Source organism: Sphaerisporangium sp. NBC_01403, assembly GCF_045040145.1.
GTDB lineage: Bacteria > Actinomycetota > Actinomycetes > Streptosporangiales > Streptosporangiaceae > Sphaerisporangium > Sphaerisporangium viridialbum.
In genome coordinates, this window is the sequence record NZ_CP109534.1 from 6,809,981 (window position 1) to 6,829,674 (window position 19,694).

General features: G+C 70.9%; 19 protein-coding genes. 9 read left to right on the plus strand and 10 right to left on the minus strand.

Features of this window, described 5'->3' with window-relative positions; translation table 11 throughout:
• Positions 1–134: 134 nt before the first annotated feature.
• The 7 genes from OG589_RS30405 (at position 135) to OG589_RS30435 (ending at position 7,410) form a co-directional block, all read left to right on the plus strand.
• On the plus strand, positions 135–809 hold the full coding sequence (locus OG589_RS30405; protein ID WP_405141317.1) for a TetR family transcriptional regulator: 675 nt from the start codon (positions 135–137) through the stop codon (positions 807–809).
• Between the two features lie 83 nt (positions 810–892).
• Positions 893–2,053: a steroid 3-ketoacyl-CoA thiolase gene (locus OG589_RS30410; protein ID WP_405141318.1), complete on the plus strand. Its 1,161-nt coding sequence runs from the start codon at positions 893–895 to the stop codon at positions 2,051–2,053.
• Positions 2,050–3,081, plus strand: coding sequence for an MBL fold metallo-hydrolase (locus tag OG589_RS30415; protein ID WP_405141319.1), 1,032 nt, complete (start codon positions 2,050–2,052; stop codon positions 3,079–3,081). The genes OG589_RS30410 and OG589_RS30415 overlap by 4 nt, the downstream gene beginning before the upstream one ends.
• A 65-nt stretch (positions 3,082–3,146) precedes the next feature.
• Positions 3,147–3,818: a FadR/GntR family transcriptional regulator gene (locus OG589_RS30420; protein ID WP_405141320.1), complete on the plus strand. Its 672-nt coding sequence runs from the start codon at positions 3,147–3,149 to the stop codon at positions 3,816–3,818.
• Between the two features lie 104 nt (positions 3,819–3,922).
• A complete protein-coding gene (locus OG589_RS30425) occupies positions 3,923–4,453 on the plus strand; it encodes a MarR family winged helix-turn-helix transcriptional regulator (RefSeq protein WP_405141321.1) in 531 nt (176 codons plus the stop codon).
• Positions 4,454–4,484: 31 nt separating this feature from the next.
• Positions 4,485–5,756, plus strand: a complete 1,272-nt coding sequence (locus OG589_RS30430; protein ID WP_405141322.1) for an MFS transporter — start codon at positions 4,485–4,487, stop codon at positions 5,754–5,756.
• A 28-nt stretch (positions 5,757–5,784) separates the two neighbouring features.
• On the plus strand, positions 5,785–7,410 hold the full coding sequence (locus tag OG589_RS30435) for a serine/threonine-protein kinase (protein ID WP_405141323.1): 1,626 nt from the start codon (positions 5,785–5,787) through the stop codon (positions 7,408–7,410).
• Positions 7,411–7,483: 73 nt separating this feature from the next.
• Here OG589_RS30435 and OG589_RS30440 read toward each other — a convergent pair whose 3' ends face one another.
• The 10 genes from OG589_RS30440 to OG589_RS30485 all read right to left on the minus strand — a co-directional run bounded on the left by OG589_RS30440 (position 7,484) and on the right by OG589_RS30485 (position 17,147).
• Positions 7,484–8,068, minus strand: a complete 585-nt coding sequence (locus OG589_RS30440) for a superoxide dismutase family protein (RefSeq protein WP_405141324.1) — start codon at positions 8,066–8,068, stop codon at positions 7,484–7,486.
• 187 nt (positions 8,069–8,255) lie between these two features.
• Entirely contained in the window at positions 8,256–9,101 is an 846-nt protein-coding gene (locus OG589_RS30445) for an amidohydrolase family protein (RefSeq protein ID WP_405141325.1), read from the minus strand.
• The gene (locus tag OG589_RS30450) at positions 9,098–10,075 is read right to left on the minus strand and encodes an aldo/keto reductase (RefSeq protein WP_405141326.1); all 978 of its coding nucleotides are present in this window, start codon (positions 10,073–10,075) and stop codon (positions 9,098–9,100) included. The genes OG589_RS30445 and OG589_RS30450 overlap by 4 nt, the downstream gene beginning before the upstream one ends.
• A 36-nt stretch (positions 10,076–10,111) precedes the next feature.
• Positions 10,112–10,417 (minus strand): L-rhamnose mutarotase, encoded by a 306-nt coding sequence (locus OG589_RS30455; RefSeq protein WP_405141327.1) that lies wholly within the window; start codon positions 10,415–10,417, stop codon positions 10,112–10,114.
• Positions 10,418–10,455: 38 nt separating this feature from the next.
• Positions 10,456–11,499, minus strand: a complete 1,044-nt coding sequence (locus OG589_RS30460) for an ABC transporter permease (protein ID WP_405141328.1) — start codon at positions 11,497–11,499, stop codon at positions 10,456–10,458.
• The gene (locus tag OG589_RS30465) at positions 11,496–12,995 is read right to left on the minus strand and encodes a sugar ABC transporter ATP-binding protein (protein WP_405141330.1); all 1,500 of its coding nucleotides are present in this window, start codon (positions 12,993–12,995) and stop codon (positions 11,496–11,498) included. The genes OG589_RS30460 and OG589_RS30465 overlap by 4 nt, the downstream gene beginning before the upstream one ends.
• Positions 12,995–14,029, minus strand: a complete 1,035-nt coding sequence (locus OG589_RS30470; RefSeq protein ID WP_405141331.1) for a sugar ABC transporter substrate-binding protein — start codon at positions 14,027–14,029, stop codon at positions 12,995–12,997. The genes OG589_RS30465 and OG589_RS30470 overlap by 1 nt, the downstream gene beginning before the upstream one ends.
• Positions 14,030–14,172: 143 nt before the next feature.
• Positions 14,173–14,919, minus strand: a complete 747-nt coding sequence (locus OG589_RS30475) for an SDR family NAD(P)-dependent oxidoreductase (RefSeq protein ID WP_405141333.1) — start codon at positions 14,917–14,919, stop codon at positions 14,173–14,175.
• 39 nt (positions 14,920–14,958) lie between these two features.
• On the minus strand, positions 14,959–16,272 hold the full coding sequence (locus OG589_RS30480; protein WP_405141335.1) for an L-fuconate dehydratase: 1,314 nt from the start codon (positions 16,270–16,272) through the stop codon (positions 14,959–14,961).
• A complete protein-coding gene (locus OG589_RS30485) occupies positions 16,269–17,147 on the minus strand; it encodes a fumarylacetoacetate hydrolase family protein (protein WP_405141336.1) in 879 nt (292 codons plus the stop codon). Before OG589_RS30485 ends, OG589_RS30480 begins: the two co-directional genes overlap by 4 nt.
• A 282-nt stretch (positions 17,148–17,429) precedes the next feature.
• On the opposite strand from OG589_RS30485, the gene OG589_RS30490 reads away from it, so the two are divergent.
• The gene (locus OG589_RS30490; RefSeq protein ID WP_405141337.1) at positions 17,430–18,632 is read left to right on the plus strand and encodes a cytochrome P450; all 1,203 of its coding nucleotides are present in this window, start codon (positions 17,430–17,432) and stop codon (positions 18,630–18,632) included.
• A gap of 165 nt (positions 18,633–18,797) precedes the next feature.
• Positions 18,798–19,601 (plus strand): SAM-dependent methyltransferase, encoded by an 804-nt coding sequence (locus tag OG589_RS30495; protein WP_405141339.1) that lies wholly within the window; start codon positions 18,798–18,800, stop codon positions 19,599–19,601.
• Positions 19,602–19,694 lie beyond the last annotated feature (93 nt).

Sequence of the window (19,694 nt, forward strand, 5' to 3'; positions counted from 1 at the left end):
TAATCTGTGTCCAGGGGGATTTACCGGGAAGCCGCCGGATATCTCCTCGCAACACAAACGTCATGCAAGACCGGCGTTCTTTGTGACCGGCCAGTAACAAGGCCTACCTGCGGGTAATCCGGTAACGTGTTCTTATGCGCACCCCGCATGCCGGCACCACGGCCGTCCCCGCCCCCACCGGGCCCGAGGGCGGCGATCGCGTGGCGCCCCCGCCTCCAGCGGCCCCGGTGTCCTCCGGCGTCCGCACGCGCAGCCAGCTCCAGCGGCGCAAGCGCATCGTCCAGGCCGCCGCCGCGCTCGCTTCCCGGGGCGGCGTCGAGGCCATGCAGATGCGCACCGTCGCCGAGCGCGCCGGGGTGGCCCTCGGCACGCTCTACCGCTATTTCCCCTCCAAGATGGATCTCGTCGTCGCCGTCGTCGGCGAAGAGATCGACCTACTCGAAAGCAGCATCGAGCGGCGGCCCCCGAGCGCGGCCTCCCCGGCCGGCCGGGCCGTCGACGTGCTCATGCGGGCCACCCGCGGCCTCATGCGCGAGCCCGAGCTGGCGGACGCGCTGATCCGTTCGCTGATCATGGCCGAGGTCGACACCCCCTTCGGCGACCGCATGGCCGGCCTGCTCCTGCGCGTCTCGGGCAACGGCCTCACCGCGCAGTCGGCGACCGAGGAGGAGTTCGCCCTGGCGGGCTCGCTCGCGAGCATCTGGGTGCACGAGCTGCTCGAGATGCTCCGCGGGCGCCGCACCTACGAGCAGATCCAGCGCCGCATCGAGATCGCCGCCGGGCGCCTGCTCAGCGACTTCGGCAGCTGAACCCCGCGACCGGGGCTTCCACGTCAAAATAGAACCCGTTACAGTCTCGGCTAGAACAACGTTCGGACGTTGAGGAGGCCCGCATGGGCACGCCGGTGATCGTCGAGGCCGTACGCACCCCGATCGGCAAGCGCAACGGCTGGCTGGCGGGGCTCAAACCCATGGCCCTGCTGGCCACGGCCATGAGGGGCGTGGTCGAGAAGTCCGGCGTCGACCCCTCGACCATCGGCCAGGCGTTCGCCGGATGCGTGACCCAGGCGGGCGAGCAGGGCGGGCACGTCGGACGCCACGCCTGGCTCTACGCCGGCCTGCCGTACCAGACGGGCGTGACGACCGTGGACGCCCAGTGCGGCTCCTCCCAGCAGGCCGTCCACCTGGTCGCGGCGCTCATCCAGGCGGGCGTCATCGACGCCGGCGTCGCCTGCGGCGTCGAGGCCATGAGCCGCCAGCCGCTCGGCAGCAACGTGCTCCCCGCCAAGCCCCGGCCGGACGACTGGTCCATCGACCTGCCCGACCAGTTCACCGCCGCCGAGCGCATCGCGAGGCGGCGCGGGCTCACGCGCGAGCGCCTCGACGCGTTCGGCGCGCGGTCACAGCGGCTCGCCGCCGAGGCCTGGGCCGACGGCCGGTTCGAGCGCGAGATCATCCCGGTCACCGCGCCGGTGCTGGGCGAGGACGGCCAGCCGACGGGCGAGAGCCGCAGGGTCGCGAAGGATCAGGGCCTGCGTGAAACCACGGCCGAGGGACTGGGCAGGCTGAAGCCCGTGCTCGGCGAAAACGCGTTACACACGGCGGGCACGTCCTCCCAGATCTCCGACGGCGCGGCGGCCGTGCTGCTGATGAGCGAGGAGGCCGCCGCCAGGCAGGGTCTGCGCCCGCGCGCCCGCATCCTGGCCCAGGCGCTGGTCGGCGCCGAGCCGTACTACCACCTGGACGGCCCGGTGGACGCCACCGCCAAGGCGCTGGCCGTGTCGGGCATGAAGGTCGCCGACATCGACAGGTTCGAGGTGAACGAGGCGTTCGCCGCCGTCGTGCTGTCCTGGGCGACCGTCCACCAACCGGACATGGACCAGGTCAACGTGAACGGCGGGGCCATCGCGCTGGGCCATCCGGTGGGCGCGACGGGCTCGCGCCTGATCACCACGGCCCTCCACGAGCTGGAGAGGTCCGACTCCTCCACCGCCCTGGTCTCGATGTGCGCCGGGGGCGCGCTCGCCACCGCCACCGTTCTCGAGCGCGTGTGAAGACGCGCCGCAGGCCGTACAGCGCGCAGCGGCCCGCCGACCTCGGCGGCGGGGTGTGGAGCGTCCCGGTGCCGATCCCCGGCAACCCCCTCGGGTACACGCTGGTGTACGCCGTCGAGTCCCCGGCCGGGCCGGTGCTGGTCGACGCCGGGTGGAACCACGAGGACGCCTGGCTGGCGCTCAGGGACGGGCTGGCCACGCTCGGCATCGACCTCCGTACGGTGCGCGGGGTGGTCGTCACGCACCACCATCCCGACCACGCGGGGCTCGCCGGGCGGGTGCGCGAGGAGTCCGGCGGCTGGATCGCCATGCACGAGGCGGACGCCGCGCTCGTACGGCTGATCCACGAGCTGGCCGAGGGCCCCCACCGGAACTTCCAGGCCGACATGATGCGCCGGGCGGGCGCGGGGTCCGACGCGGACGCGGTCGCGCTGTCCGGCCGGCCCGATCCGCCCGCGCTGCCCGACGTGGAGCTCCGCGACGGCGACCTGATCGACGTGCCGGGCCGCAGGCTCCGCACGGTGTGGACCCCCGGGCACACGCCCGGGCACGTCTGCCTGCACCTGGAGGACGCCGACCGGCTCTTCACCGGGGACCACGTCCTCCCCGGCATCACCCCCCATATCGGGATCTATCCGTACGACCGGACCGACCTCGACCCGCTGGGCGACTTCCTGGCCTCCCTGGAGCGCGTGGCCGGGCTCGGGAGCGTCGAGGCCCTGCCCGCGCACGAGTGGACGTTCCCCGACGCCGCCACGCGCGCGGCCGAGATCCGCGCCCACCACGAGGACAAGCTCGTCCAGCTGCACGACCTGCTGGCCGGGCTCTCGCCGGCCTCACCGACGATCTGGGACGTCGCCGAGCGGATGACCTGGAACCGTCCCTGGGCCGACCTGGCGCCGATGCAGCGCGGGATGGCGGCGGGCGAGGCGGCCGCGCACCTGCGGACACTGGAGGTCCGCGGGATGATCCGTCGCGAGCCTGGCGCTCCCGGCGATCCCGTACGGTTCACAGCCCGGACACACTGACGGCATACACTCCTAGACATCGGATGTATCGGCTTGAACTGCGCAACTCTAGGGGTGGTGACTCCGTGGCGGTCACGGACGCGGCGATCGACAAGATCAAGGGAATGATCGTCTCGGGCGAGCTGGCCCCCGGCGCGAGGCTGCCGAAGGAGGCCGACCTCGCCGAGCGGCTCGGCCTTTCCCGCAACTCGCTCCGTGAGGCCGTCCGCGCGCTCGCGCTGATCAACGTGCTCGACGTGCGCCAGGGCGACGGCACGTACGTCACGAGCCTTGAGCCCCGGCTGCTCCTCGACGCGCTCTCGTTCGTGGTCGACTTCCACCGCGACGACACCGTGCTGGAGTTCTTCCAGGTCCGCCGCATCCTGGAGCCCTCGGCGACGGCGATGGCCGCGGCCAACATGAGCGCGGACGCCATCGAGGAGCTGCGGACCATCCTCGAAGCCCTGCCGGAGGACCCCAACATCGAGCAGCTCGTGGCCAACGATCTGGACTTCCACCAGGCCATCGCCAAGGGCTCGGGCAACACCGTGCTGTGCTCGCTGATCGAGAGCCTCTCCGGCCCGACCACCCGGGCGCGCATCTGGCGGGGCCTCACCCAGGAGGGTGCCACCGCGAAGACCCGGGAGCAGCACACGGCGATCTACGAGGCCATCGCCAGCCACCAGCCGGACGTCGCCCACGCCTGGGCCACGGTGCACGTCGCCGGCGTCGAAGAATGGCTCCGCCGAGCCCTGTGACCCCCGGTCGCCCCTCCCGCTGAGCCCTGCCCCTGGTTCTGCCACGCCCGGCGGCGGGCTCCGCCTGTGGCCAGATGCAACAGCGCTGTTATAGTTTGGGCCCCATGAGCGAGGCGGGGCTGGACAACGGACTGGGAACGCGGTTGCGGCACCTGCTCGACGTGATGGACGCCGATGTCGCGAGAGCGTGTGCCGACCTCGGGCTGGAGGACTACCGGCCCCGGTTCTCGCCGATCGTGCGGGCCCTCGTCGAGCTGGGCCCGAGCTCCATACGCGACCTGGCCCGCGCGGTGTCGGTCACCCACTCGGCGGCGAGCCAGACGGTGGCGCAGATGAGCCGGCGCGGCCTCGTCACGATGGAGCCGGGCGACGACGCCCGCCGGCACATCGTGCGCCTGAGTGCCAAGGCGCGGTCCCTGCTTCCCGCCATCCAGGCCGAATGGGCGGCGACCAGTGCCGCCGCAGCCGCGCTTGACGCCGAGCTGCCCGTTCCGTTCGGCGAGCTGCTCGCGGCCCTCTCCGACGCGCTGGAGCGGCGTCCCTTCCGCGAGCGCATCGCCGACGCCGCGCTGACACTCGGCGACCCGTCCCACGCCCCGTTCCGCCAGGCGCTGTCCGGCCGATCCGACGCCTGAGCTCGCATCCCCCCACGCGAAAGAGAAGGACATGGCTCGAAGACGCCTGTTCATCGACATCCGGCCCCTGAAGGAGTCACCCGCCTTCCGGCGGCTCTGGGCAGGGTCCACTTTGTCCGCGATCGGCGGCCAGATGACGAGCTTCGCGGTCGTCCTGCAGGTGTACGTGCTCACCGGCTCCGCGATCGCGGTCGGCGCGGTCGGCCTCGCCTCGGCCCTCCCTGCGATCGTGTTCGGCCTCGCCGGCGGCTCGCTCATCGACGCCGTCGACCGGCGCAAGCTCGTGCTGGTGACCAGCGGCTGCCTGACCGGGGTGTCGGCCGTGCTCGCGGTGCAGGCGTTCATGGGCCTCGACCAGTTGTGGCTGCTGTACTGCCTGGTCGCGGTGCAGTCCGTGCTCAGCGCCGTCAACGGTCCCGCGCGGAGCACCTTCCTGCCCCGGCTGCTCACGGCCGAGCGGGTCCCCGCGGGGGCGGCGCTCAACATGTTCGCCTTCCACTTCAGCGCGACGATCGGCCCCGCTCTCGCCGGCGTGATCGCCGCCGCCGGAGGGCTGCGGCTGTGCTACCTCGTCGACGCGCTGAGCTTCGTCGCGGCCCTGTACGGGATCGCCCGGCTGCCCGCCATGCCACCCGAGGGCGGGGGCACCCGGCCCAGCCTGCGGTCGGTCGGCGAGGGCCTGCGGTTCATCGGCCGCGACCGGATCCTCGGCGGGGCGTTCCTCGCCGACATGAACGCCACGATCCTCGGGATGCCCTTCGCGCTCTTTCCCCTGATCAACGCCGAACGCTTCGGTGGTTCGACGCAGACGCTCGGCCTGCTCACCTCGGCGGTCGCGGTCGGCGGCATCCTCGGCACGGCGCTGTCCGGCTGGGTCGGTCAGGTGTCCCGCCAAGGACTGGCCATCCTGGTGGCGGGCGCCGTCTGGGGCGCCGGCCTGGCCGGGTTCGGCCTGGCCCACGACCTGTGGCTCGCCCTCACCCTGCTCGCCGTCGCCGGTGCCGCCGACGTGGTCAGCGTGGTGTTCCGCACGACCATCGTCCAGGTCGTCACGCCCGACCGGTTTCGCGGGCGGGTGGGCGCCGCCGACCACGTCGTCGGCGTGGGATGCCCGGAGCTCGGGAACTTCCGCGCGGGCGCGGTCGGCTCGCTGGTGTCACCGTCCTTCAGCGCCGTGAGCGGTGGCCTGGCCACCGTCGCCGGCGCCGCCGTGATCGGGCTGGCCCTGCCCGCCTTCACCCGCTACCGAGCCCGCCCCTCCTCCGCCCCGGTCACGACCCCCGAGCCCGCCACGACCTCCTAGGTCGGGGAGTCGTGGTAGTCATGGGCACATGTCCGAACCGTCCCCCCTCCGCGCCGAAGATCCCGAGCAGCTCGGCCGTTACCGGCTGCTCGGACGTCTCGGCCGGGGCGGCCAGGGAGTCGTGTTCCTCGGCCGCTCCCCCGACGGTTCGCGCGTCGCGGTCAAGCTGATGCACTCGCGGCTGGACGAGGAGAAGGCGCGCCGCCGGTTCATCGGCGAGGTGGAGGCGGTGCGGCGGGTGGCGCCCTTCTGCACCGCCCAGGTGCTGGAGGCCGACCTCGACGGCGACCGCCCGTACATCGTCAGCGAGTACGTGGAGGGAGTCTCGCTCCAGGAGCACATCACGGCGGAGGGCCCCCGTACGGGCGGCTCGCTCGACCGGGTGGCCGTCGGCACCGCCACCGCGCTGGCGGCCATCCACGGCGCGGGCGTCGTCCATCGTGACTTCAAGCCGGGGAACGTCCTGCTCGCCCCCGACGGGCCGCGCGTCATCGACTTCGGCGTCTCGCGGCTGATGAACACCACGGCCACCACGGGCAGGGTGCCGATAGGCACGCCCGCCTACCTGTCTCCCGAACAGCTCAAGGGCGAGCGTGCCGGGCCGTCGGCGGACATGTTCGGCTGGGCCCTGACGGTCGCCTTCACCGCCAGCGGCCGGCACGCGTACGCCGCCGGCTCCTTCGAGGCGACCCTGGGCCGCATCCTGTTCGGCGAGGCGGACCTCGACCCGCTCACCGGGTCACTGCGCGAGATCGTCGTCGCCTGCCTGGCCGCGGACCCGTCCCGGCGGCCGAGCGCGGACGAGGTGCTGCGCCGCCTCATCGGTCAAGGGGCCGCCCCGCTCCCCGGCGAGGTGCTGGAAACGGGCGCCACCCTCGCCTCGCAGCCCCAACCCCCCGACGACCACGGCCCCTCGACACTCCCTTTCACCCCGGAACTGGACGACCAGGGCCCCTCAACGCTCACGTTCACCCCCGCGGCACACCACCACGACGGCCCTTCGACGCTCACCTTTACCCCCGTGGAAGGCGACCACCAAGGCCCCTCGACACTCACCTTCACCCCCGTGGAAGGCGACCACCAAGGCCCGTCCACACTCACCTCCGCCCCTGTGGAGGGCCGCGAGGGCGCGGCCACGGTCACGTCAGGGCCGGATGCGGGCGGTCACGGCCACCTGGTGGAGACGGACTCCGGCCCCCCGGCACGTACACGCCCGAGGTGGCACGCCCTCGTGGCCGCCATCTCCGTCCTGGTGGCCGGCGCGATCGGGGTCACGCTGTGGCAGGCGAACCTCCGTACCGAGGGGAGCGGTTCCCGGGGAGGATCCGCCGGCTTCTCGTACGCGGGCCGGTGGACCGGCAGCGCCGAGCATCCGACCGCCGGGCGGGTGTTCCCCGTGGAGATCCTCCTGAAGGGCGTCACGGGACCCGGGACCATGCGGTGGGGGGCGGACCTGCACTGCACGGGACGGCTGACCAGGCTCGGCGGACAGGCCTCGACGGCGACCTTCCGGCTCGACCAGGTGCGCGGCGACCAGTGCTACCCGAGCACGGTGCAGATCTCGCCGGAGGGTGCCGACCGGGTGGCGTTCGAGGTCACCAGACCGGGCGAGACGTCCTCCCGCTACTCCGGCACCGCGTCCCGCACCTCCTGACCGCACCGGGCCGTCATGCCGAGATGCGGCCGGGCGGTCCCGGCCGCACGCTCACCTGCCATGGAAGGCGATCTCAGAAGTCGACGTCGATGCAGGCGAGGCGTGCCCCCGCCTGGCCCGCGTGACCGGGTCCGGTGTGGGTGTGCTCGGTATGGATCACCACCGAGTGCGGGTGCCGGTCGGTGAACTTCCGGTCCATGGCGGAATGCGAGAACGCGTTGCCCTGGGCGTCGGTCGTGAAGTCCAGCCAGATCTCGTTGCGCGCGTTCGCGTACTTCGGGTCGGTGGAGGGCGTGACGGGATCCTGCGTGTGCTGGTAGTGCGGCCCCGCGTCCTCGCCCTTCGCCCCGCACTTGTTGTTGTGCACGTGCGCGCCGTACTTCCGGTTGGGCAGAAGGCCGTGCGCCTTCAGCTGCACGTACGCGAGCGCGTCGCCCGCCGGCACGTACGCCACGGCCGCGGCGGCACCGGTGGGAACGAGTTTCGCGTCATAAGTGACCGCCACCTGCCCAGCCCCATAAGCCGCGAACCGCCCAAGCGCCAGCACCGGCTCCTGACTATTACGCACCGGCTCCGCAGCCGGCCTCGTGTCGACGGGACCTGTACTCATCAACGTCAACGGCAGCAGCATCGCCACCGCACCCGTGAGCACCGCCATAACGACATCCCCCTTGCCTTGCCCGGATCGGTCTTTCGATTCAACTTTTTCGATATACCCGGCAAGGGGATAATTTCGACCGGTGTCACACTAAGAGCTTGCAATCTATGCCCAATATGGGCTCAATGACATTTACGCCGTTAAATGCGGACAAAGGGTGGTGTCACTTTGCTGCGGACAACCGAAATCAGGCCGGCAGCTCGTACACCGTCCTGGCCGTGGTGGTGAAGAGTTGGGTGTGTTCTGACCTCGTCAGGTTGGTGGTGAGGTGGTGGGCGAGGTCGGTGACCTGGGTGTAGGTGGCGGCGAGTTCGCAGACGGGCCAGTCGGAGCCGAACATCACGCGGTCGGCGCCGAAGCACGACAGGACATGGTCGGCGTACGGGGCGATGCGGGGGGCGTCCCAGTCGGTCCAGGTGGCCTCGGTCACCAGGCCCGAGAGCTTGCACGTCACGTTGGGCGACTCGGCCAGGGCCTTGATCTCGCTCGCCCACGGCTCGGTGACGCCCGACGCGATCGGGGGCTTGGCCGCGTGGTCGAGCACGAACCGGACGCCCGGCAGGTCACGGACGACGTCTCTGGCCGCGGGGAGCTGCGGCGTGAGCACGAGCAGGTCGTACGCGAGCCCCGCCTGCCCCACCGCGCGGATGCCGTGCCGCACGTCCGGGCGAGCGAGCCACGCGGGGTCCTCCTCGTCCTGCACCGGGTGCCGCACGCCGACCAGCAGCTCGCCGCCCGGGCCGGTGCGCAGCCGCATGAGTACGTCCGCGACTCCGGGGTCGGTGAGATCGACCCATCCGACGACCCCGGCGATGAGCCCGTCCGACGCGGCCGCGGTCGCCAGGAACTCCTCGGTCTCCTCGACCGCGGCCACCGTCTGCACCAGCACCGTGCGCTCGACGCCCGCCGCCGCGGTCTCCCGCCGCAGGTCGTCGATGCCGTACGGCCTGCGCAGCGGCGCGAGCGCCTCCCCCGCCATCCAGGGGTAATGCCGGCGTGTGGTGTCCCACAGGTGGTGGTGCGCGTCGATCATCGCCGGCTCTCCATGGTCGGGTCGGTGATCAGGGACTCCCCGGCGAGCGCGGTCCACAGCTCGCCGGGCACCGGGGCCGCGGCGAGGGCGGCGTTGCGCTCGACCTCCCCGGCGGACCTGGCGCCGGCGACCACGGAGGTCACGGCAGGGTGCCGCGAGGGGAAGGCCAGGGCCGCGTGCGGGAGCGTCACGCCGTACTGCTCGCAGACGGCGGCGATGCGCCGTGTGCGCTCGACCAGGGCGGCCGGCGCGGGCCCGTAGTTGTACGTGCCGGTCGCGTCGTGCGTGGCGAGGAGCCCGCTGTTGAACACCCCGGCCGCGAACACCGCGACGCCGCGCGCCTCGCAGAGCGGCAGCAGCTCGTCCGCGCCCGACTGGTCGAGCAGGGTGTAGCGCCCGGCGAGCATGACCAGGTCGAGGTCGGTCTCCCTGACGAAGCGCGCCGGCATCTGCCATTGGTTCATGCCGACCCCGACCGCCTTGATCACGCCCTCGTCGCGCAGCTCGGCGAGCGCAGGGTAGGCCTCGCCTGCCGCCTGCGCCCAGTGGTCGTCGGGGTCGTGGATCAGGACGATGTCGACCGAGTCGTGCCCGAGGCGTTCGAGGCTCTCGCCGATCGAGCGGCGCACCCCGTCGCGGGAGAAGTCCCAGACCCTGCGGTGGTCCGCGGGCACGTCGAAGCCCTGGTCGTCGCGCCCGCCGGCCGATGACGGCACCAGCAGCCTGCCCACCTTGGTGGACAGCGTGTACGAGTCACGCGGCCGGCCGCGGAGCGCGGCGCCGAGACGGCGCTCGGAGAGCCCGAGCCCGTAGTGCGGAGCGGTGTCGAAGTAGCGGACCCCGGCGGCCCAGGCCGCCTCGATCGCCTCCCCTGCCTGCTCGTCGCTGATCGCCGAGAACAGGTTGCCGATCGGCGCGGCGCCGAACCCGAACGTGGTCACCCGCGCGCCCCGGCCCACGATCCCGTTCTCCACTCACGTCTCCTTCGTCGTCGCGTCCACAGGCGTCATCTACATCTCCCAGACCATGCGCAGCCCCGTGCTGGACGGGTCGAAGTCGCCGTCGAGCAGGCGGTTCATCTGGAGCTGCCACGCCTGGTTCGCCGCGCTGCCCGCCAGCCTGGCCTGGAGCGCGGCGTAGTCGTCCACCTCGACATAGTGGAACAGGTCGAGACCGTCCCGCCAGATCTTCCACGAACGCACCCCGGCCTCGCGCATCTCGGCCTCCAGCTCGGCCGGGATGGCCGCGTGCTCCCTGTCGTAGGTCTCCTCGGCGCCCGGTCTGAGCCGGGTGCGCAGGGCGATGCGCTGGGTCACGGGGTGCCTCGCGTCCTGGTACGTGTGGCCGTGCTCACCTAGTCTTGCGCCTTTCCGCTGGTGACCCGGGCCAGCATCAGCGCGATGAGGATGATTCCTCCGTAGATGGCCTGGATCCACTGGGCCGAGACGCCGGCCAGCGTGAGGATGTTGTTGATCAGGCCGAGCACCAGCACGCCGCAGAGCGCGCCGAACAGCGTGCCCTTGCCGCCGTCGAGGCTGACCCCGCCGATGACCGCCGCGGCGAACACCGTGAAGATCATGCCGTCGCCCTGGGCCGCCGCCACCGAGCCGAGCCGGCCGGTCATCAGCAGGCCGGACAGGGCCGCGAGCAGCCCGCCGATCATGAACACCGCCCAGACCACCCGGTCGGTACGTACGCCCGCCGCGCGGGCGGCGTCGACGTTGCCGCCGATGGCGTAGATCGACCGGCCGTGCCGGAAGTATCCGAGCGTCACGATGCCGGCGATGTAGGCGACCCCGCAGATCCAGATCGACGCCGGAAGCCCGAGCCAGCGCGCGTTGCCCAGATAAAGGAACGATTCGGGCAGCGCGAACAGGTTCTGGCCGCCGGTGAAGCCGATCTGCAGGCCGCGCAGCACGATCAGCATGCCCAGCGTCACGATGAACGCCGACAGCTTGAACCGCAGGATCAGCAGCCCGTTGAAGGCTCCGATGATCACGCCGATCAGCAGGCAGATGGGGATCCCGAGGGCGGACGGCCAGTCGGTGCCGAGGCCGTTGGAGGCCGCCGGGATGACCAGGCCGACGCCCAGCGCGGGGGCGAGCCCCACAGTGGACTCCAGCGACAGGTCGAACTTCCCGGCGATGAGGATCATCGCCTCCGCCAGCACCAGCAGGGACAGCTCGGTCTGCTGCTGGAGCACGTTGGTCAGGTTGTCTCCGCTGAGGAACGCCGGTTCGAGCAGCGCGCCCACGACCATCAGCAGCAGGATGGCCGGGACCAGGGCGAGGTCGCGGAACCGTGCGATCCGCAGGCCGGACGGTCCCGAACGCGTCTTGCCCGGAGAGCCGGGAGAGCCGCCCGGAGTGCCGGGAGAGGTCACGGTCGTTTCAGTCATCGTGCGTCGACACCTTCCATGACCGCCACGAGCTCGGCGTCCGCCCAGCCTCGTGACACTTCCTTGACGACCCGGCCATGGAACATCACCACGACCCTGTCGCAGATGCGCAGGTCGTCCAGCTCGTCGGAGACCAGCACGGCCCCGGCTCCGCGTTCCGCGGCGTCCTCGACGGCACCGAGCAGCGCCTGCTTCGCCCGCACGTCCACTCCCGAGGTCGGGTTGATCACGACGAGCGCCTTCGGGTCGTCCGCGAGCGCGCGCGCCATGACGACCTTCTGCGCGTTCCCGCCGGACAGGTCCCCGACGGGCTGGGACGGGCCGGTGGTCTTGATGTCCAGGTCCTCGATCATGCGCTCGGCCCTCGCCCTCCGCAAGGCCGGGGACACCGCCCCGAAGCGCCCCAGCTTGTGGGCGATGGGGAGGGTCGCGTTCTCGGCGATGGAGAGCAGTGGCACGAAGCCCTCCTTGTGCCGATCCTCGGGAACGAAGCCGAGGCCCGCGCGCAGCGCCGAGGTGACGTCCCCGGGTCGGGGACTGCCCCCGTTGACCGTCACCTTGCCGCTGTCGGCGGCGTGCAGGCCGACCAGCGTCTCCGCGAGGCCGATCTTGCCGCTGCTGCCGGAACCGGCGAGCCCGACGATCTCCCCGGCGCGGACGGCGAGGTCCACGTCCTGGTAGCGGCCGGCGAGCGTCAGCTTCTCCGCACCGAGCACGACCTTCGCCCTGGCGTCGGCCTTGCGGGAGCGGGCCTGGTAGCCCGCGGCGGCCTCGCCCGTCATCGCCGAGACCAGCTCGTCGTGCGGAAGCTCGCCGACCGCGCTGGTGAGGATGTGCCGGGCGTCGCGGAACACCGTGACCGCCTGGCACACCTCGTACACCTCCTCCAGGTGGTGCGAGATGAACATCATCGTCACGCCCTGGGACCGCAGCGCCCGCATCCGGACGAAGAGCCGCTCGATGGCCGGGCCGTCGAGCCGCGCGGTCGGCTCGTCCAGGATGATGAACCGCGCGCCGAACGACAGCGCCCTGGCGATCTCCAGGAGCTGGCGCTGCTCGACGTCGAGGTCGCCCGCGAGGCGGCCGGCGTCGACGTCCACGCCGTACTGGTCGAGCAGGTCGCGGGCGCGGGCCCGCAGCGAGCGCCAGTTGATCGGGCCGCGGGTCGACTGGCGGTTGAGGAAGAGGTTCTCCGCGACGGTGAGCGTGGGGATGATCGTGGACTTCTGGTAGACGCAGGCGACCTGGCCGCGCCAGCCGTCACGGTCCGCGATCGAGGGGGCGGGGCGGCCCGCGAAGAGCACCTCGCCCTGGTCCGGGCGCTGGAGGCCGGTGAGGATCGAGACCAGCGTCGACTTGCCGGCCCCGTTGCGGCCGACCAGCGCGTGGGTCTCGCCCTCGCCGATGACGATCCCCGCGTCGTCGAGCGCCGTCGTCGGCCCGAAGCGCTTGGTGACGCTCCGGGCCTCGACGGCCGGGGTGGTGGATTCCGGCATCACTTGACCTGGTTGCCCCAGAGGTTGGGGTCGTCGACGTTCTCCTTGGTGACCAGCGGCGCGGGGAGCTGGTCCTCAAGGCGGCCGCCGCCCACGTCGACGATCGTGCTGTCGTGGTCGGTCTTGCCGGGGGCGAAGGTCTTGCCTTCGAGCGCCGCCTTGGCGTACGAGAGCGCCCACTTGGCGTACAGGTCGGCGGGCTGGGAGACCGTGGCGTCGATCTGGCCGTCCCGGATGGCCTGGAACTCCTGCGGGATGCCGTCGTTGGAGATGATGAAGATGTGCTTGGGGTCGGTCGGCGGCACCAGGAGGTTCTTGGACTTCAGCAGCTGCAGGGTCGGGGCGAGGAACACGCCGCCGGCCTGCATGTAGATGCCGTTGATGTCGGGGTGCTGCGTGAGGCGGGTCTGCAGCGCGGCGGAGGCCTTGGCGCCCTCCCACTCGGTCGGCTCGGCGAAGACCGTGATGCCCGGGTAGTTCGTCTTCATGCACTCGGCGAACGCCTCGGAGCGGTCACGGCCGTTGACCGATGACAGCGACCCCTGGAACTCCACGACCTTGCCCTTGCCCTTCAGCTGCTCGCCGAGGAACTTGCAGGCCTTCTCGCCGTACGCGCGGTTGTCGGCGCGGACGACCATGTACGTCTCGCCCTTGTCGGGCCGGGTGTCCACGGTGACGACGGGGATCTTCTTGCTCGCGAGCTGGTCGAGCGTGGTGGCGATCGCCCCGGTGTCCTGCGGGGCCATGACGATGGCCTTCGCGCCCTGGCTGACCAGCGCCTGGGTGTTGGACACCAGCTTTGAGACGTCGTTCTGGGAGTTGGTGGGCGGCATCAGGTCCAGGCCGAGCTCGCTCGCCAGCTTGGGCACGTACTTGTTGTAGGAGTTCCAGAAGTCGGAGTCCGCGCGGGGGAAGTCGACGCCGACCTTGCCACCGGCGGGGGCGGAGGAGCCGCCCCCGGCCGAGGCCGCGGGGGTCGCCGGGTCCGCGGACCCGCATGCCGACAGCGTCATGGTGACCGCGAACAGGGCCACGCAGGTGGCTGACGATCGTATTTTCACTTGTCGCCTCAATTCAACGGGGAGTTGGGGGGTGCGGGCCGCCCCTGGGAAGCGGCCTGGTCTTTCTCATCTGTTGAGCCGCCGGTGGTGTCCCCGGCGCCTTGGGCTTGAGAAGCCTAGGACTTAGGGCGGGGGCGTAGCCCGTGCATGCCGCCGTCGACGGCCAGCGCGGTGCCCGTCGTACTGCTCGCGAGGGGGCTCGCCAGGTACGTGATCGCGGCGGCCACCTCCTCGGCGCTGACGAGCCGCCCCATGGGCTGGCGCTGCTCCAGCGCCCGGCGTTCGGCGTCGGGATCGGGCGCGGCGTCGAGCAACCGCTGCACCCACGGGGTGTCGGCGGTGCCCGGGTTGACGCAGTTGACCCGGATGCCCTCCGCGATGTGGTCGGTCGCCATGGCCAGCGTGAGCGACAGGATGGCGCCCTTCGACGCGCTGTAGAGCGCGCGGTTGGGCAGGCCGGCGGTGGCCGCGATCGAGCAGGTGTTGACCACGGACGCGTGCTCGGACGCCCGCAGGTACGGCAGCGCCGCCCGCGTCACCCTGACGATGCCGAGGAGGTTGACGTCGAGGACGCGGAACCACTCCTCGTCGGCGTTCGCCTCGACCGTGCCCGCCGCGCCGATGCCGGCGTTGTTGACCAGGATGTCGATGCCGCCCAGGCGCTCCGCCGCGTCGGCGACCGCCGCGCGCACCGCGGCGTCGTCGGTGACGTCGGCCTTGACGCCGACGAAGGGGTCGCCCGGCGGGTTGACGTCCAGGCAGGCCACCCGGGCGCCCCGCTCGGCGAGCATGGTCGCCGTCGCGAGGCCGATGCCGGAACCGCCGCCGGTGACCAGCGCGGCGAGTCCGCCGAACTCACTCATCTGACTTCTCCAACTCTTTCTCTGGCTCTTCCTCTTGCCTCACGCCGACTCAAGCGCGGCGGTCTCGGCGACGTTCCAGACGGGGCCTTCGGGAAACGTGTAGTCCGCGATCGACTCCGGGCGGATCGTGGCGCTGAAACCGGGCGCCAGGGGAGCCTTGTAGCGCCCGTTCTCGATCACGACGGGGTCGGCGAAGTGCTCGTGCAGGTGGTCGACGTACTCGATCACCCGGTCCTCGGCGCTGCCGCTGACCGCCACGTAGTCGAACATCGCCAGGTGCTGCACCAGCTCGCACAGGCCGACGCCGCCCGCGTGCGGGCAGACCGGCTTCCCGAACTTGGCCGCGAGCAGCAGGATCGCGATGTTCTCGTTCACACCGCCCACGCGGGCGGAGTCGAGCTGGACGATCGAGAGCGAGCCGGCCTGCAGCATCTGCTTGAAGACCACGCGGTTCTGGACGTGCTCGCCGGTCGCGACCTTGATCGGCGCGAGCGCCCGCGCGATCGTGGCGTGGCCGAGCACGTCGTCGGGGCTCGTCGGCTCCTCGACCCAGTACGGGTCGAACTCCTTGAGCGCGTTGACCCACGTGATGGCCGAGCCGACGTCCCAGCGCTGGTTGGCGTCGATGGCGATGCGGAACTCGGGCCCGCAGACCTCGCGCGCGATGCGCATCCTGCGCCTGTCGTCCTCCAGATCGGCGCCGACCTTCAGCTTGATCTGGGTGAACCCCTCGTCGATCGCCTCCTTGCAAAGGCGGCGCAGCTTGTCGTCGTCGTACCCGAGCCAGCCCGGCGAGGTGGTGTACGCGGGGTAGCCCTCGGCCCTGAGGCGGCTGATCCGCTCCTGCCGCCCGGGCTCGGCCCGCCGCAGGATGTCGAGGGCCTCCTCGGGGGTCAGCGCGTCGCTGAGGTAGCGGAAGTCGACCAGCGAGATGAGGTCCTCGGGGGACATCTCCCCCAGGAGCAGCCACAGGGGCTTGCCCTCGACCTTGGCCTTGGCGTCCCAGAGCGCGTTGACGACCGCGGAGATCGCCATGTGCATGACGCCCTTCTCCGGGCCGAGCCAGCGGAGCTGGGAGTCGCCCACCATCTCCTTGTAGAGCGCGCCGAGGTCGTCGAGCCGCCTGCCCACGACGAAGGGCGCGAGGGCCTTGATCGCCGTGGTCTCGATGTCGTTGCCCCGGCCGATGGTGAACGCGAACCCGTGCCCCTCGACGCCGGCGTCGGTCCGCAGGACCACGTACGCGGCGGAGTAGTCGGGGTCGGGGTTCATCGCGTCTGAGCCGTCCAGCTCCCTGGAGGTGGGAAACCGGATGTCGTGGGTCTCCAGCGCGGTGATCAGGGGGCCGCTCATGCCTGTCCCACGGTCTGACGCTGCCGGCCGAGGCCGTCGATCTCCAGCTCCATCACGTCCCCGCTCCTGAGGTAGGGCTGGTCCGGCATCCCGAGCGCGACACCCGCGGGCGTGCCGGTGTTGATCACGTCGCCGGGCTCAAGGACCATGAACTGGCTCAGGTAGCGGACGACCTCGGCGACGCCGAAGATCATGTTCTTGGTGCCGCCGTTCTGGCGGGCCTCGCCGTTGACCCAGAGCCGGAGCCCGAGGTTCTGCGGGTCGGGCACCTCGTCCGCGGTGACGAGCCAGGGCCCGAGGGGGTTGAAGGTCTCGCACGACTTGCCCTTGTCCCACTGGCCGCCGCGCTCAAGCTGGAACTCCCGCTCGGAGACGTCGTTGGAGATGGCATACCCCGCGACGCAACTGAGCGCCGCCTCGTGGGAGTCGAGGTAACGCGCGGTCTTCCCGATGACCACCGCGAGCTCGACCTCCCAGTCGGTCTTCACACTGCCACGCGGGATCAGGACCTCGTCGTTCGGCCCCACGACGGTGTTGGGCGCCTTCATGAAGATGATCGGCTCGGCGGGCAGGTCCGCTCCGGTCTCCTCGGCGTGGTCGCGGTAGTTGAGTCCAATGCAGACGACCTTCCCCGGCCGCGCGACCGGCGCCCCGATGCGCCCTCCGAGGGCACCGGGGGCCGTGTCCTCGCGGAGGAGCGGCAACTCGTTCCTCAGCAACGCGTTGGCGACGCGTGCCATCTGCCCCGAAGCGAAGAAGGCCCCGTCGAGGTCGGCTTCCTGCCCGAGCAGGCTTCGCAGGTCACGCGGACGTCCGGTGTCGTCCAGGACCGCGGGACGCTCCTCTCCGGGTGGTCCGACTCGCAGTAGCTTCACGCGTCTCCTTCAATTCATCGGATGTCTTGAGAGAGAAGACTACGCGGAGATAGGCCAGCGTCAAGTCCGTCGAGGTCAGGCGGCTGCATTCATCCGATCCTTATTTTTCCTTCCGTAGAATGTTCATGACGCTCGCACAGTGACGGCACGAACACTTTCCGCTGTCCGGCGCGGCGGGGCATCAGTGCCGTCCGCGCGACTTGACGTGCCCGCACGCCCGTAATAGAACACGTTTCAGAAACTGGTTCGGCCAAGCGTTTGATCGAAACCTCAGGTGGTCATATGGAAATCAACCTCGTCGACCAGGATCACTACGCGAGGGACGGTGTCCCGCACGAGCAGTTGAAATGGCTGCGGGCCAACGATCCCGTCTTCTGGCACAAGGGCGATCCGGAGCTCGGCTGGCCGGGATTCTGGGCGGTCACCAAGCACGAGGACGTCGTCCACGTCTCCCGCCACTCCGAGCTCTTCTCCTCCAGCAAGAAGCTCGCCCTGTTCAACGAGATGCCCGAGGAGCAGCTCGAGCTCCAGCGGCTGATGATGCTGAACCAGGATCCCCCCGACCACACCCGCAGGCGGTCGCTGGTGAACCGCGGCTTCACGCCGCGCCAGATGGGCGCCCTGGAAGAGCACATCAGGGAGATCTGCCACAACCTGATCGACGAGGCCGCGGCCAAGGGCACGGTCGACTTCGTCACCGACGTGGCCGCTCCCCTTCCGCTGTACGTGATCTGCGAACTCCTCGGAGCGCCCGTCGAGGACCGCAACAAGATCTTCGAGTGGTCCAACCGGATGATCGGCAGCGAGGACCCCGACTACGCCGGGACTCCGGAGGAAGGGCAGATGGCGGCCGCGGAGGTCTACGCGTACGCCAACCAGCTCGCCGCGCAGCGCCGTGACCAGCCGCGCGACGACATCGTCACCAAGCTGATCCAGCCCGCCGAGAACGGCGAGGTGCTCACCGAGGACGAGTTCGACCTCTTCGTGCTCCTTCTGGTCGTGGCGGGCAACGAGACCACGCGCAACGCGGCCTCCGGCGGCATGCTCACCCTCTTCGACAACCCGGCGCAGTGGGAGCGGCTGGTACGCGACCGCTCCCTCGCGCGCACGGCCGCCGACGAGATCGTCCGGTGGGTGTCCCCGGTCAACCTGTTCCGCCGCACGGCGACCCGCGACACCGTGATCCGGGACAAGCAGATCAAGGAAGGTGACAAGATCGTCGTCTTCTACTCCTCGGCCAACCGGGACGAGGACGTGTTCGACGCGCCGTCGAGCTTCGACATCGGCCGCGACCCCAACCCGCACATCGGGTTCGGCGGCGGCGGCGCCCACTTCTGCCTGGGCAACCACCTGGCCAAGCTGGAGCTGCGCGTGCTCTTCGAGGTCGTCGCCCAGCGCCTGCCCAACCTGCGCCAGGCCGGGGAGGCCAAGCGGCTGCGGTCGAACTTCATCAACGGCATCAAGACCCTCCCCGTGGAGGTCTGACCAGGCCGGCATCCGGTGGCCGTCCCCGCGCACGTCCGCGGGGACGGCCGTCCCTCCCGCGCCCGGCGGCGGATCGGGCGGCCTCTGCCCGCTAAGATCGCCAAGAGGCCGATAAGCCTATATTTCCCTCTTAAATCGGGGGTGGGCGGCGGCAGAGGAGAGACGATGTCAGGCTCGCGTCCGGCACCCGAAGGCGTCGACCCGAACACCCCGAGTTCCGCGCGCATCTACGACTACGCCCTCGGCGGCAAGGACAACTACGCCGCCGACCGGGCCGCCGCCGAGAAGGTCTTCGCCCTCGCGCCCGAGATGCCGCTGATGGCCCGGCAGAACCGTGCGTTCCTGGGCCGCGCGGTCCGCTACCTCAGCGCCGAGGCCGGCATCCGCCAGTTCCTCGACATCGGCTCGGGCCTGCCGACCCAGCAGAACGTCCACCAGGTCGTCGCCGAGACCGCGCCGGAGTCCGCCGTCGTCTACGTCGACTACGACCCGATCGTCGTTGCGCACGGCGACGCGCTGGTCGCCACCACCGGCAACGTCTCCTTCGTACGCGGCGACCTGCGCGAGATCGACCACATCCTGGACCACCCCGACCTGCGCAGGCTCATCGACTTCGACCGGCCCGTGGCCGTGCTCCTGGTCGCCGTGCTGCACTTCGTCCACGACGCCGACAAGCCCTACGAGGTGGTCGAACGGCTCAAGGACCTGATGGCGCCCGGGAGCTACCTGGCCCTGTCGCACGTGACCCCCGATCCGCACCCCGAGGAGACCGCCGAGCTCGTCGAGGTCTCCACCCGGGCCGGCGCGCCGTGGGTGGCCCGCTCCCGCGCCGAGCTGATGCGCTTCTTCGACGGCTTCGACCTCGTGGAGCCCGGTCTGGTCACCGCTCCCGAATGGCGTCCTGACCTCACCAAGCAGGTCGACCCCGACAAGATGTGGGTTCTCGCCGGCGTCGGCCGCAAGCGCTGACCCGGGCGCGGCGCCCGTCGTCCGCCACGGGGCGGGCGTCCCCGAGCCCGCTGGATTAGGCGTTCCCCGGCGCTGTACTCCCCAGGGCGTACG

Coding starts and splice junctions, on each gene's coding strand:
- OG589_RS30430 (WP_405141322.1), top strand. CDS start 4,485: ATGGCTCGAAGACGCCTGTTCATCGACATCCGGCCCCTGAAGGAGTCA.
- OG589_RS30490 (WP_405141337.1), top strand. CDS start 17,430: ATGGAAATCAACCTCGTCGACCAGGATCACTACGCGAGGGACGGTGTC.
- OG589_RS30435 (WP_405141323.1), top strand. CDS start 5,785: ATGTCCGAACCGTCCCCCCTCCGCGCCGAAGATCCCGAGCAGCTCGGC.
- OG589_RS30405 (WP_405141317.1), top strand. CDS start 135: ATGCGCACCCCGCATGCCGGCACCACGGCCGTCCCCGCCCCCACCGGG.
- OG589_RS30480 (WP_405141335.1), bottom strand. CDS start 16,272: ATGAGCGGCCCCCTGATCACCGCGCTGGAGACCCACGACATCCGGTTT.
- OG589_RS30475 (WP_405141333.1), bottom strand. CDS start 14,919: ATGAGTGAGTTCGGCGGACTCGCCGCGCTGGTCACCGGCGGCGGTTCC.
- OG589_RS30460 (WP_405141328.1), bottom strand. CDS start 11,499: ATGACTGAAACGACCGTGACCTCTCCCGGCACTCCGGGCGGCTCTCCC.
- OG589_RS30445 (WP_405141325.1), bottom strand. CDS start 9,101: ATGATCGACGCGCACCACCACCTGTGGGACACCACACGCCGGCATTAC.
- OG589_RS30410 (WP_405141318.1), top strand. CDS start 893: ATGGGCACGCCGGTGATCGTCGAGGCCGTACGCACCCCGATCGGCAAG.
- OG589_RS30440 (WP_405141324.1), bottom strand. CDS start 8,068: ATGGCGGTGCTCACGGGTGCGGTGGCGATGCTGCTGCCGTTGACGTTG.
- OG589_RS30465 (WP_405141330.1), bottom strand. CDS start 12,995: ATGCCGGAATCCACCACCCCGGCCGTCGAGGCCCGGAGCGTCACCAAG.
- OG589_RS30425 (WP_405141321.1), top strand. CDS start 3,923: ATGAGCGAGGCGGGGCTGGACAACGGACTGGGAACGCGGTTGCGGCAC.
- OG589_RS30495 (WP_405141339.1), top strand. CDS start 18,798: ATGTCAGGCTCGCGTCCGGCACCCGAAGGCGTCGACCCGAACACCCCG.